The 12,859-nt window shown below is 40.3% G+C and carries 9 protein-coding genes; 4 read left to right on the top strand and 5 right to left on the bottom strand.

Translation table 11 applies throughout. The features are described from left to right. Positions 1-96 precede the first annotated feature (96 nt). Positions 97-1,653, top strand: coding sequence for a sodium:solute symporter (locus SOM16_RS22340; RefSeq protein ID WP_320466218.1), 1,557 nt, complete (start codon positions 97-99; stop codon positions 1,651-1,653). Positions 1,654-1,710: 57 nt separating this feature from the next. Next, the gene (locus SOM16_RS22345) at positions 1,711-2,658 is read left to right on the top strand and encodes a dihydrodipicolinate synthase family protein (RefSeq protein ID WP_320466219.1); all 948 of its coding nucleotides are present in this window, start codon (positions 1,711-1,713) and stop codon (positions 2,656-2,658) included. Positions 2,659-2,910: 252 nt separating this feature from the next. Here the strand turns inward: SOM16_RS22345 and uvrA are convergent, their stop codons facing one another. Beyond that, entirely contained in the window at positions 2,911-5,412 is a 2,502-nt protein-coding gene (uvrA, locus tag SOM16_RS22350; RefSeq protein ID WP_320466220.1) for an excinuclease ABC subunit UvrA, read from the bottom strand. Between the two features lie 162 nt (positions 5,413-5,574). Between uvrA and SOM16_RS22355 the strand changes: the two genes are divergently transcribed. After that, the gene (locus SOM16_RS22355) at positions 5,575-5,874 is read left to right on the top strand and encodes a hypothetical protein (protein ID WP_320466221.1); all 300 of its coding nucleotides are present in this window, start codon (positions 5,575-5,577) and stop codon (positions 5,872-5,874) included. Positions 5,875-5,924: 50 nt separating this feature from the next. Here SOM16_RS22355 and SOM16_RS22360 read toward each other — a convergent pair whose 3' ends face one another. The 4 genes from SOM16_RS22360 to SOM16_RS22375 all read right to left on the bottom strand — a co-directional run bounded on the left by SOM16_RS22360 (position 5,925) and on the right by SOM16_RS22375 (position 9,897). After that, the gene (locus tag SOM16_RS22360; RefSeq protein ID WP_320466222.1) at positions 5,925-6,812 is read right to left on the bottom strand and encodes a helix-turn-helix domain-containing protein; all 888 of its coding nucleotides are present in this window, start codon (positions 6,810-6,812) and stop codon (positions 5,925-5,927) included. A gap of 22 nt (positions 6,813-6,834) precedes the next feature. Next, positions 6,835-8,499: an alpha-L-fucosidase gene (locus SOM16_RS22365; protein WP_320466223.1), complete on the bottom strand. Its 1,665-nt coding sequence runs from the start codon at positions 8,497-8,499 to the stop codon at positions 6,835-6,837. A gap of 166 nt (positions 8,500-8,665) precedes the next feature. Next, positions 8,666-9,406: an NIPSNAP family protein gene (locus tag SOM16_RS22370; RefSeq protein ID WP_320466224.1), complete on the bottom strand. Its 741-nt coding sequence runs from the start codon at positions 9,404-9,406 to the stop codon at positions 8,666-8,668. Positions 9,407-9,666: 260 nt separating this feature from the next. Further along, positions 9,667-9,897 (bottom strand): hypothetical protein, encoded by a 231-nt coding sequence (locus SOM16_RS22375; protein WP_320466225.1) that lies wholly within the window; start codon positions 9,895-9,897, stop codon positions 9,667-9,669. Positions 9,898-10,215: 318 nt separating this feature from the next. Here SOM16_RS22375 and SOM16_RS22380 point away from each other — a divergent pair, with 318 nt between their 5' ends. Further along, positions 10,216-11,544, top strand: coding sequence for a putative sensor domain DACNV-containing protein (locus tag SOM16_RS22380; RefSeq protein WP_320466226.1), 1,329 nt, complete (start codon positions 10,216-10,218; stop codon positions 11,542-11,544). The last annotated feature ends 1,315 nt before the right edge of the window (positions 11,545-12,859 follow it).

Below are 12,859 nucleotides of genomic sequence, written 5' to 3' on the forward strand. Positions count from 1 at the left end.
TATAACTTACCACTTAAAACTTACAACTTACCTTTTATATTAACATTTAATGATGCATATTTTTTTTAACCAAATTAATAAACGAGCCAATACATAATGAAAGGTCTACCTATTTTCGATCTGGCTATTATTGTAATATACCTTGTTGGAATGATATTAGTTGGGGTATTTTTTTCGCGAAGGAATAAAAATTCCGAACAGTTTACGAAAGCCTCGGGCCTGATTCCCGGATGGGCAATAGGTTTATCAATTTATGCAACCTTTTTAAGCAGCAATACATTTCTGGGGGTGCCTGGAAAAGCGTTTGGAAGCAACTGGAATGCTTTTGTTTTTAGCATCTCAATGCCCTTAGCCGCGTGGATTGCCGCTAAATATTTTGTGCCATTCTATAGAAGCACGGGAGAAATCTCTGCCTATACGCATCTGGAAAATCGTTTTGGTGCCTGGGCAAGGGTTTATGCGGTAATCTGTTTTCTACTTACGCAGCTGGCCAGAATGGGATCGATTTTCTTCGGAATTGCCTTAAGTCTGCAGGCGTTAACAGGCTACTCTATGCAAATGATTATGGTGGTAATGGGAATTTGCATTATCATTTACACGGTGCTGGGTGGTATTGAAGCGGTAATCTGGACAGAGGTGGTACAGGCGATAGTTAAAACTTTTGGTGCCCTATTAATTTTATACCTTATTATTAGCAATATGGATGGCGGCGTGTCTAAAATCATCGAAATTGGAAAGGCAGTAGATAAATTTAGTTTGGGCAGTTTCAAGCCAGATTTTGTTGGCTCATCATTTTGGGTGGTTTTATTATATGGTTTTTTTATCAATCTGAATAACTTCGGAATGGACCAGAATTATATTCAACGTTATCATACCGCATCAACAAGCAAGGCAGCTTCAAATTCGATCTGGTTGTGTGTTTGGTTATACATCCCCGCATCGCTATTGTTTTTTATTATAGGATCTTGCTTATTCGCCTACTACGAAGTAAATCCAGATTTAGTAGCCTCAATCAAACACCAGGTGGCGGTAGAAAGATCGCTCTCAGGTGCATCGGCGGCTGAGGTATTAAAAGTTCAGAATCTACTGCAACCCTCAGATTATGGCGATAAAATAATGCCACACTTTATGGTAACTAAAATACCAGCTGGCTTGGTGGGATTGATTGTCTCTGCCATTTTATCAGCAGCTATGAGTACGATCAGTTCCGGAATGAATGCTTCGGCAACGGTATTTTCAATAGATATTTATAAAAGATATATAAATCCAGACATTACGGAAAGGCAGAATTTGTCATTATTGCATGTCGCCACAGTTGGTTTTGGTTTGTTGGGAATGATTGCTGGCATTGCTATGATTGGTGTAAAAAGCATTTTAGATGTGTGGTGGCAGCTTTCGGGAATTTTTGCAGCAGGAATGCTGGGATTGTTTTTATTAGGAATCATCAGCAGAAAAACTAAAAATCATGAAGCTATTATTGCAACTATTATTGGCATACTGGTGATTGTATGGATGACGCTTTCTTCACTCTTACCTTCCGGGTATGAAGCTTTTCGAAATCCATTGCATCAAAATATGATTATTGTGGTAGGTACATTAACCATCTTTCTGGTCGGGATAGTGCTGACGAAATTGAAAAAACAAAAAACATAGAAAAAGATTAAGAAACCTGCATCTTATTATGACCATTTTATAAAACGGATGTCAACCATGGAAAATACAATGGAAAACGCAAATAAGGGGTTCATCCCGGTAATGCTTACGCCTTTCTTAAGCAATGGAAAAATTGATTATAATGGCTTAACCCAAATCACAGAAACATATTTACAAGCCGGGGCATCGGGTTTATTTTCAAATTGCCTCTCCAGCGAAATGTTCGAACTGAGCCCTGAAGAACGAATTCAGGTGATTAGGCATGTCGTAAAAGTTGTGAATGGTTCCGTACCAATTGTGGCTACAGGTACTTTTGGTGGTACAATTGCTGAACAGGCAGATTTTGTTAAGAAAGTAAGTGATTGCGGTGTGGAGGCTGTTATTGCGATTACCTGCTTATTGGCAGATGAAAATGAATCTGATGTCGTTTTTAACGATCGTGTTTATGATTTGCTAAAGCAAACCGATCAAATTCCTATCGGTTTTTATGAATGCCCTGTTCCCTATAAAAGAGTTTTAAAACCCCGGCAGCTGGGAGATTTTGTCTCTACCGGAAGGGTAATTTACCATAAAGACACCTCACTTGATCTCTTACAGATTAAGCAAAAATTAGCTTTAACAGAAAATCATGCTTTTGGATTGTACGATGCTTATATGGGGCATGCCGTGAAGTCGTTAAAATCTGGTTCTTCTGGATTGTCGTGTATTCAAGGGAATTATTTTCCAGAATTAATAGTGTGGCTTTGTGATCATTATGATGATGAAGGTTTAAGGGAAGAAGTAGCATTGGTTCAACAGTTTTTAATTAACAATATGGAGGTAATGCATACTATTTACCCGGTTGTTTCCAAATATTTTCTGCAAAAGCGAGGTTTAAATATTTCAACTTATACCCGAAGAAATGTAGGTGAATTAACATCAGAAGTGGTTAAAGCAGTGAATGTATTATTTGATGATTATGCAACTTTGCGTAGTGATTTAAATATTCGTGCTTTATTGAGTTAACACTTGTTCTCCTTCAGAGGGTAGACGAGCTGGTTAGCTAAACTAATACACCAGTAAAAAAGATCAACATTGACTGTGGCAATATCCTTGAGGTTAATGGTGTAGCAAGGAAGAAATTGCCGCGAACCTCGCCGATGAAGGATTGGAAGATGTTTTTGAAAAGACGTTAAAAGGGTAAGTAATATTTAAACTTACGAAGTTTCCAACCGTACAGGCCAAAGAAACTTCGTAAGTTGATATACTCGAAATTGTTTAAGAAAGATAGGTTTTCAAAAATGGAGCCGTTCTGCTTGAAGGATGTTGCGCAAGTGCTTCAGGTGTTCCGGTAAAGACAATGTTGCCACCCTGATCACCAGCACCCGGACCAATGTCAATAACCCAGTCGCTTTGCGCAATTACCTGCATATCGTGTTCCACTAAAATTATGGTATTGCCTGCATCGGCCAGTTTGTTAAGTTGGATAAGGAGCCGCTCCACATCTGCAGGATGGAGTCCGGTGGTGGGCTCATCCAGTACATAAAGGGAAGAACCCTTTTGGCTCTTTTGAAGTTCGGTAGCCAATTTAATGCGTTGAGCTTCTCCACCAGATAGTTCCGTAGCCGCCTGCCCAAGTCGTAGGTAACCCAATCCAACTTCTCTTACAATATCCAATGCGCGGTAAATTTGTGGATCTTCATCAAAAAAATCGCAGGCTTCTTCTACCGTCATTTTCAAAACTTCTGAAATATTTTTTTCTTTATAGGTTACTTCTAATGTTTCTTTTTGATACCGCGTGCCGCCACAGGTAGGACAAGGCGTGTAAACACTGGGTAGAAAAAGCAGCTCAACCATTACAAAACCTTCTCCCTGGCAATGCGGACAGCGGCCTTTGGCCACGTTGAATGAAAATCGGCCTGCATCGTATTTCCTTTTCTTAGCCAATGGGGTATTTGCAAAACGGCTTCTCACATGGTCGAATAAGCCAGTGTATGTTGCCAGATTTGATCTAGGTGTCCTCCCAATCGGACGCTGATCTACCACCACCAGACGGGAAATTTTTTCAAGTCCGGAAGTGATTACCCCACCGATTGGAAAGTTATCATCTACAATTGGAGCGAGGCGCTGGTTATCGGTTTCGGTTTCTATTTTCTGCCCGAGGGAAGCGGAAAGTAACTCTATTAATACCTGGCTAACCAGACTGCTTTTTCCCGAGCCGGAGATACCCGTTACGCAGGTTACTACACCCAATGGGAAATCTATATCTACGTTCTTAAGGTTATGTCTGCTTGCGCCACGAAGACTAAGTTTTCCAGCTGGTATTCTTAAAATATGATCCAATGCTTTTTTATTCTGGAAAAGGAAGTTTGATGTATAAGATCCTTTGGTTTTGCTAAATCCCCCCAAAGGCCCACTATAGAGAATGTGTCCACCTTTTTCACCAGCTTCAGGACCCACATCTACAATCCAGTCCGCATGTCGGATCACCTCAAGCTCGTGTTCTACCACAAAAATCGAATTGCCTGCATCCTTAAGTTTATCAAGAATCTGTAGAAGTGCCTGCGTATCTGCCGGATGTAAGCCTGCTGATGGTTCGTCGAGTACGTACACTACGCCAAAAAGATTAGAGTGTACCTGGGTGGCAAGTCTCAAACGTTGTAATTCTCCGGGAGAAAGGGTAGGCGTAGTCCTTTCCAGGCTTAGGTAACCCAAGCCGAGATCAAGCATTACCTGGATTCGGGCTAGTATATCGGAGGCGATTCTTTGTCTGATGATATTCTTTTCAGATTGTTTTTGCCCGGTTGATATCTTTGCATGTCTGCTAAATATTTCCGCCAGCGATGACATCGGCAGGCGTGAAATTTCAGCAATATCTTTGCCTTCAAAAGTAATGGAGAGCGATTCTTTTTTAAGGCGTTTGCCATTACAAACCGGGCAGGCGGCACTGATCATATATTGCGAAACCCGTTTTTTCATGAGTGCCGATTGCGTAGTCGAAAATGTCTTAAGAACATAAGCCTTTGCCCCGATAAAGGTTCCCATATAATCTGGTGGTCGATTTCTGGCAATAGCCTTGGCGGTTTGCTCTGGCGAAAGTCCTGGATAAACTGGCGCAGATGGAGTTTCTTCAGTAAAAAGTATCCAGTCTCGTTGCTTTTTGGGTAGCTCCCGCCAGGGAATATCAACGTTATAACCCATAGAGACTAATATATCCCTTTGGTTCTGCCCTTGCCAGGCTGAGGGCCAGGAAGCTACCGCACGTTCACGGATGGTGAGCGTATCGTCAGGAACCATGGTCTTTTCCGTTACCTCAAAAACACTGCCCAACCCATGGCATTTTTCACATGCACCTTGTGGTGTATTGGGAGAAAAACCTTCTGCGTAAACAATAGATTGATTTTTTGGATAATCTCCTGACCTGGAAAACAGCATGCGTAAAAGATTAGATAAAGTGGTCACACTTCCTACAGAAGAGCGCGTAGAAGATCCACCTCGTTGTTGCTGCAAGGCAACTGCAGGTGGAAGGCCATCAATTGAATCAACTTCAGGCACACTCATTTGATTAAAAAGTCTTCTTGCATATGGAGATACGGAATCCAGATAGCGTCGTTGCGCCTCTGCATACAATGTTCCAAAAGCGAGCGAGGATTTTCCGGAACCCGAAACACCCGTAAACACCACGAGCTGATCTCTTGGAATGTCCAGGCTAACATCCTTTAAATTGTGTGTATTCGCTCCACTTACCCTAATCATCTTATTGTCTTTGCTCTTTGCCATTTCTTTTTGCGCCTGTTTTTAAGATTAAAGTTATGCAACATTCGAACGGGTGCTTAAGTTTTATTTACATCGTCCCGGCACAGTTAATAGTAATGTATTTAAATTTCAAATGTGCGCGCAATTTTTCTAAATAATTTTCGTATTATCAGTCACCTAAAAAGAATGGCAGTGAAGAAGCTACAGAAATTTAAAACATCATTAAAGGCAGAAAATCCCGATAGTGGAATTTCGATCCAGTTAAAGGCACTTTGGTATGATGGTAAAGGAGATTGGACAAAGGCACATCAGCAGGTTGATCATTTAAATGACCAAGCATCTGCAAGAATACATGCTTACCTTCACCGAAAGGAGGGCGACATTTGGAATGCTGACTATTGGTACAAAAGGGCAGGAGCATCCCGGCCAGATTGTTCCCTTGATGAAGAATGGGAAGAACTGGTGCTACTGTATTTGGCTGATTGATTGTAAGGTAGATTTAATGGTGTAGATAAAACTAACCTTCAATAAATAACCTAACCCATCAGGTTAAGCGTTCTGTTTTGAGTTTTGTAAGCGCCTGGAGTAAGCCCAGTTAACTTTTTAAAAACCCTCGAAAAATATTGTGCATTGTAAAAGCCAGTAATTTCGGCAATTTCATCCTGTTGCTTGTTGGTGGTAATGATCAGGTATTGCGCCCTTTCTATTCGTTTATGGAGAATGTAGTTAAGTGGACTCTGACCAGTGTAACGGTGGAAGATCCGGGAAAAATAGTCTGTATTGAGGTTCGCCCGATTGGCAAGCTGGCTGACTTTTAAAGAGGAGCCAAGATTTATCTGGATGAAAGCGATCGCATCCATCACCACTGATGGCATAACTATAACCTGATCCCTCTGGAAAATCTCCGGTTTTAGAAATTTCGAAATTAACTGGAGAATAATGCCTTGAGTTTCATACTGTGCAGAAATACTTTGTAAGTTGTTTAATTCCGTATACTCCTTATAATAAATGTCTTTTTCGTAAACTAGTGGATTATCAGAACGGTTTATTCCTCTGCCTGGGTTAATTGCAATTATTTGTTTAAAATTAGTAATATCATCAGGATTTGCTTTCACTTCCAGAATTTTTCTGCAATTGGAAAAAAGGGAAATTCCATCAGGAGATTCTTCGAAAAACTGAATGAAGTACTGGCTCAGAAACAAATCACAGGAAAGGTTACACAAAGTAAAACTCGGAATAATATAGATAAAACCCGGCCGTAAACTTAAGCCACCATGCTGATCGCCGATAAATCCTTCGCCATCATCTATATAATACAACCTGTAATACGGACTGATAACATTCCTGAAGTTCCACTTTTTATTCAGTTTAACATAGTCTGCATTCAGCAATTGGAAAGAATGTTTAATGAGCCCTTTATTCACGTTCGAGTTGTATCCTGTTTTTTTAGCTGATTTTTAAAGGATTAGCATACGAAGCGGCAGGTTTTTCGGCCGGGAAGTAAACCTTTAGTCCATCGCTATTTCTTTCGAATTTCAAATGCTGTCCTGTAGCCACCAGCTGTACGCTATTTATTTTTTCAGGATAGTGGGTACTGCTATCTTTTAAGCTCGTAATCAGTACCGACCCGTTGGTTGGCCAAGCCATTACCGTTGCAAAAAGAACTTTGTCTTTAACCGCAAAGCGGATATCGTGTTCGCCAAACGGAGCACCTTTACCTTCATTAAATCCCTGAGCGGTTAGTGCAGCAGATTGATTTTGAGCAGGCCCTTCACCAAAGATTTTCCAGGGCCGGGTGGCGTAAATACTTTCACTATTTGCATTCATCCATACACCAATATCTTCCACAATCTTACGTTCCAATTCATCAATAGAACCATCGCCACGAACGGGTACATTTAACATTAAATTACCGTTCTTGCTTACTACATCTACCAGGGTATGGATAATTTTTGATGCACTTTTGTACCCTTTGCGGTTGTAAACGCTTCGATCGTAATGCCAGTCGCCAAGGCAGGTGTCTGTTTGCCACGGAAGCGGCTCAATGTTGTTGCTCTGGCCCCGCTCAATATCCCAAACCATTGCCTTCCTTTGGTCCTCATCCAGAATTTTTCCAGTAATCACCGCAGTGAGCTTCCCCTTTTCTTTAATGCTTTTATTGTAGAGGTGTGCGGCAATTCGAAGACCGGCATCGCTAACGGGCCATAAAGGAAGCTGAGAGTCATCGAAATAAATCATATCCGGATTATATTTATTAATCAGGTCGATTGTTCGGTTATAAAACTTTTCAATATAAGCCTTACTTGGTGGAGTAACGCCATTTCCCCAATTCCACTGTTTATGAATAACACCATCATCCAGGCTATTTTCACTTAACTGATGATTCTGAGCGTAAAGCTCTTGTGGATCAAGTCCATCCCACCATTTACCTTTACCATCTTGCTTAGTTAATTTTCCATCATATGGCACGCCAGCCAATGGTCCATTTTTATCGGCACGTTGGGCTGTTTCTAACCAGCTCCAGGTATGCGCCGCATGGACACTTACGGCAAAAGGAAGGTTCTGTTTTTTTGCAGCAGCAGCCCATCCGCCAACAATGTCTTTTTCCGGTCCTTGTTTTGTTGAGTTCCAATCTTTCTGGTATTTGCTATTATAGAGGTCGAGATTATCGTGGTGATTGGCCAAGGCCATAAAATATTTTGCACCCGCACTTTTATATAACGAAACTAAGGCATCAGGGTCCCAATTTTCTGCTTTCCAGGTATTAATCACATCTTTAAAACCAAACTGAGAAGGATGCCCATATTTTTCGAGATGAAATTTATACTTCCTGCTTCCTTCCATATACATTTCACGTGCATACCAATCTCCGGCTTCTGGCTGGCACTGTGGCCCCCAATGCGCCCAAATTCCAAATTTTGCATCTCTGAACCATTCTGGTGTTTGATAGCTAGACAAAGATTCCCAGGTAGGTAAAAAAGGACCCGCAAGAATTTTCTCTACAAATTCTTGTGCGTTAGTTTCATTAATGGAGCATGCAAAAAGCTTATTGGAAAAGAGTAGGGTGGGTAAACCAATGGCAAGGCTTTGAATGAGTTTTCTACGATTCATATACTTTGGTTAGCAAGTTCTAATATAGAAAACAAATTTATTACTGCAGACGTGAAGATCTTTATATTAAAGAGACTTCTTTTTATACAAATCAGACTTTTATGGTATCAAAATTTGTAGTCGCAAATCGGCTCTCCAGGTAGTTGGTGAAACTGATTAATCAATTTTAAATGTCAGAGTAGTCCGTTGGATAGATAAACTTCGTGTCGTTTTTAGATACATTGTTCTGATAGTTTTGCATAGCAGAAAGTTTTTTCCAATAGTCATCAGCAGAGAAAGCCTTCCAGTGTGCATCACGATCAGCCTTATTTTCAAACGTAGTTAAATACATCAGGTTGGGCATGTGGCTGCCCGCAAGCACCTCGCCATAAAAAACAGCATTAAAACCGAGTCTTTTAAACAGGCCTATTTCATCACCTTTATTAAACATCTCAACTTTATTCTGAAAATACTTTTCGGTAGGCGCCTCATAACTTCTTAATTCATAAATCCGTTCTTTCATTGGCGATTTTAATTTCGGCAACATGAAATTCGGTGCCTCAGCGAAGGCTTTAAGTACAATAGATTCTAACCTTTCATAGGGCGCGTCATTATACGGCGCATCCAGATAAGCTTTTCCGTCAATAACATACTGCTTATCTTTAGCGAGTTTCTCATTCAACGCTAAAATGCTGTTAAAAGATTTTAAGGGGATGAAAACGTAAATCAACTTTTCGGCGGGCAGGGCCGCATCGCTTAATACAGGCTTAAAAACACCTATCTTATCTATCCCGAAGCGATGAAGTGCTGGTAAATAGGCTTTTTGTAAATAATCGTCTACTGCCTTTTCCTGTGCATCTGAGTTTAAATGATAAATTTTAATCTGATAAAAATCCTGTTTAGCAGCCCTGGCATTAAACAGGCTCATTAAAAAAATTAACGAGAACAGAAAGATTGCTTTGATACTTTTAGACATGTGAATCAATAATAAAAATGTTAGATGTGATGTCTAAAATAGTAATTTATTCTGATTATAAAGTAATTAACCAGGTTGTTGAAGAATAACCTGATCTTTCATTTATAATGGCATTTTAAATCTTTAGATAAAGTCACCGAAAAAGATTCAACTTGCAATTTTCGATTGCTAGCCTAGACCAGCCACCTGAAATACAATGAAGAAAATTAAGCTTAATGAATGTTCATCTTATTAATCATTTCTGATTGCATCACTTCATAATTATCAATCTCACTAATGATTTTCTTTTGTAAATATTCCAGTACGCAGGTTCTCCTAATGGTAACTTCAACCATGTTATCATGTGCCTCAACAGGCAACTTCAAAAAATTTTTATGCAAAAAAGGTTCAAAAATTTCTTTATAAGTAATTTCGTCCAGCTGTATTTTATATGTATTAACCATCTCTATTTCAGTCTTGTTAGTTAAATAACTTGCCAGATATCGTTTTTGTTTTGGAAATCCAGAAAAAATATTGTATAGGTGTGGAGTTGGTGTAAGGCTGATCAATCCAGATTAAACAACTTAATCATTAACCGATTAGTAATCAATATCTTATAGGTTTTAAATAATAGGGGCAAGGTAGGGGATTGATAAGTCAAAATGCTGATTTATCAATTAATAAAAGGTCATAAATCACTCTTCTTTACTCCCTGAAGTTGAATCTACTTCAATTCAAACGATTTTGGATGGTAAATGTTAATGTAAAAAAAGGATATAAATTTGGAAAACTCACGTCCGCATGACCTGGCCGTTCTGGTATACGATAAGCTCAGGCTAACCAAGCAAAAATTCCCACTTCCAGAACTTCAGGTGCTTGATGACTTTTTTGATTGCCTTTTTTTTTCGAGCATGTGCAAGGAGGAAAGTGATCTGATCAGGGTTACAGTAACCTTTATTGATCCTTCCAATCCAGACCCGGCACCTCCAAAACATATTGTTCCGGAAAGATGGAGTTGTATTGCTTTCGAACAGCCGATAGCGATGAACACTAAGGCTTTGGCTAAACTTTCTAAGGCTGCAGATCCGGCAAGTTCTTCACTCGCGGTTTATTATGATGAAACAGGTGGGCTTTTCATTTGGGGAATGATTGATCAGGCGATGCACTATCAAAATTTCTTAAATTATGAATCTGACACTGGTTCAGAGCAACCAGGCCTGTTTCAGGTTTCGGTAAGTGATATCGGCACGCTCCATGTACTGTTCGACTATGAACTCCTGGCCACGCTGAAGCAAAATGTACTTGTAAAGCGCTACCTGGATGTGTTAACCATCGGACCGATCTCAAAAATTCTCCGGAAAAATGCAGAATTTTTAAAAGTCAATTTAAGGGATTATATTGAAAAGGCACATCCAAAGGAGCAATATACTGATTGGGAAGACTTTTTAGATGGTCTTTGGATTCAGACTTTCTCCAGATTATTGCTCAAAATTCAAAACTATCAGCACGGAGGCGCAATTTTGATTGCTGATGACAGTATAGATCTGGACGTGAAATACAGAATACACTACGAGCGGTTAACCCTGTCTATGGTCGCTCATGCCAAAGCAGCCATTGATAATTTCGTTTCTGAGCATACAATTGAAGGGGGCATGTATGCCGGAAAAAGATCTATCAGTAAGGCACTATATTTAAAGGAGTCTGAGTCTTTTTATGATAAACAAGGCACAGCCGATGAAATTAAGGGAGCCATTAATTTTATCGCTTCGCAAACCTGTGTAGATGGTGTGGTGCTTTTTAATAGAAATATGGTTACCAATGGTTTCGGGGCCGTTTTGAGGTCGAAAAAAATGCCGAGAAAAATTTATGTTTCCTCCACAGCTACAGCTACGGCAAAATCACTGGCCGCTCATGATCCACGGCATTATGGAACCAGGCACAGGTCTATGATTGCCTATTGCTGGAATCACCCTACTTCGCTGGGGCTGGTAATTTCGCAAGATGGAGAAATCAGGGCTTTTTCTAAAATTGAAGATAAATTAATTATGTGGGAAAACATTAAGACGCGGCAATACCTTACAGACCGCTCTCAAAATCGAAAAAAGCAATAAATAGGGGGGATGGGATCAAGCAGATTTGTTTGCGGAATGTTATCTTAATCCCGGAAAATTTATACGAGTAGATTCAATTTGTTAACAGGTTGACGAGATAGAACTTAGGCTGGATGATAAGACATCAACCAGTAGGTTAATCAGCATTGAGGTTGCCATGAAACGGAGAAGAACCGTTTCTCGCAATGATCATGGCTTGATATAGCGATCGCCACTAATAGCGTTTTAAAATGTGGTTCACTCGCTATTGCCGTCTTGCTCTCCGGCATAGGAGCTGATGGAAGGAGAAGCCGTAGAATTTTTTGCACTAACGTCTCAAATACCTCAAACCCAAGGTCGTGCGAACGGCTCTTAAAACAAATCCTTATTACATAGCAAATCGAGCCCTTGCGCTACCGCCATTTAAATTTCGACGCGCTAATCTAAAATCAGATCCAAGCCTTGAGTTATTCATAAGAGTTATTTATGTTTTTATAGGTATTCATGAGCTCGCAGAAAAGCTCGGTTTTTGTTACTTTTTTGATCAAGCAAAAAAGTAAAAGCCCATCGGTGGCTAGCCGAGGCAAGGCTGCGCACAGGGAAAAGATTATAGCAGGTGATGACACCAGATAGATGAATGCTACAAGTAAAATGTCTTTTACGCTTCGTCTTTAAAAGATTTTATCGTGTCCTAACCGGACAGGCCTTTTTTCTTTTGACAGCAAAAGAAACAAAACTGCCGGCTCGCAATTTTTTTATCCAAGTCAGTAGATAGGCTTAGTCAGTGCCATCCCAAAAAATTGACCATGCCGGTCTAAGCGCAGAACGAAGAAACGGTGGTTTGGCCTTGCTAGGTAGTGATAGCAATCGCCGTTCTTGTTGTTATAAATCTAAGTCTGCATCCTAATTCTCATCATGCTATTGCCACCCTGCTATCCGGCCTAGGAAATGATGGAAGGAGAAGCCGTTGAAATTTTTGCACTAACGATTCAAATACCTCAAACCCAAGGTAGCGCGAACGGCTCCTAAAACAAATCTGTATTACAAGGCGAATCGAGCCCTTGCGCTACCGCCATTTAAATTTCTACGCGCTAATCCGACAGCAGATCCAAGCCTTGATTTTTTTGTTACTTTTTTGATCAAGCAAAAAAGTAAAAGCCCTTCGGCGGCTAGCCGAGGCAAGGCAGCGCAGCCGGAAAAGTTTACGGCGAGTGATGACACCAGCCGATAGATGAATGCTACAAAAAAATGTCTTTTACGCTTCGGGTTTAAAGGATATTATCGTGTCCTGGCCGGACGGGCCTTTTTTCTTTTGACAGCAAAAGAAACAAAACTG

This window comes from Pedobacter sp. CFBP9032, from assembly GCF_034045265.1.
Classification (GTDB): Bacteria; Bacteroidota; Bacteroidia; order Sphingobacteriales; family Sphingobacteriaceae; genus Pedobacter.

What these genes read in the sequence shown, in the direction of transcription:
- SOM16_RS22340 (WP_320466218.1), top strand. Translation starts at nt 97, where the DNA reads ATGAAAGGTCTACCTATTTTCGATCTGGCTATTATTGTAATATACCTT.
- SOM16_RS22345 (WP_320466219.1), top strand. Translation starts at nt 1,711, where the DNA reads ATGGAAAATACAATGGAAAACGCAAATAAGGGGTTCATCCCGGTAATG.
- uvrA (WP_320466220.1), bottom strand. Translation starts at nt 5,412, where the DNA reads ATGGCAAAGAGCAAAGACAATAAGATGATTAGGGTAAGTGGAGCGAAT.
- SOM16_RS22355 (WP_320466221.1), top strand. Translation starts at nt 5,575, where the DNA reads ATGGCAGTGAAGAAGCTACAGAAATTTAAAACATCATTAAAGGCAGAA.
- SOM16_RS22365 (WP_320466223.1), bottom strand. Translation starts at nt 8,499, where the DNA reads ATGAATCGTAGAAAACTCATTCAAAGCCTTGCCATTGGTTTACCCACC.
- SOM16_RS22370 (WP_320466224.1), bottom strand. Translation starts at nt 9,406, where the DNA reads ATGAGCCTGTTTAATGCCAGGGCTGCTAAACAGGATTTTTATCAGATT.
- SOM16_RS22375 (WP_320466225.1), bottom strand. Translation starts at nt 9,897, where the DNA reads ATGGTTAATACATATAAAATACAGCTGGACGAAATTACTTATAAAGAA.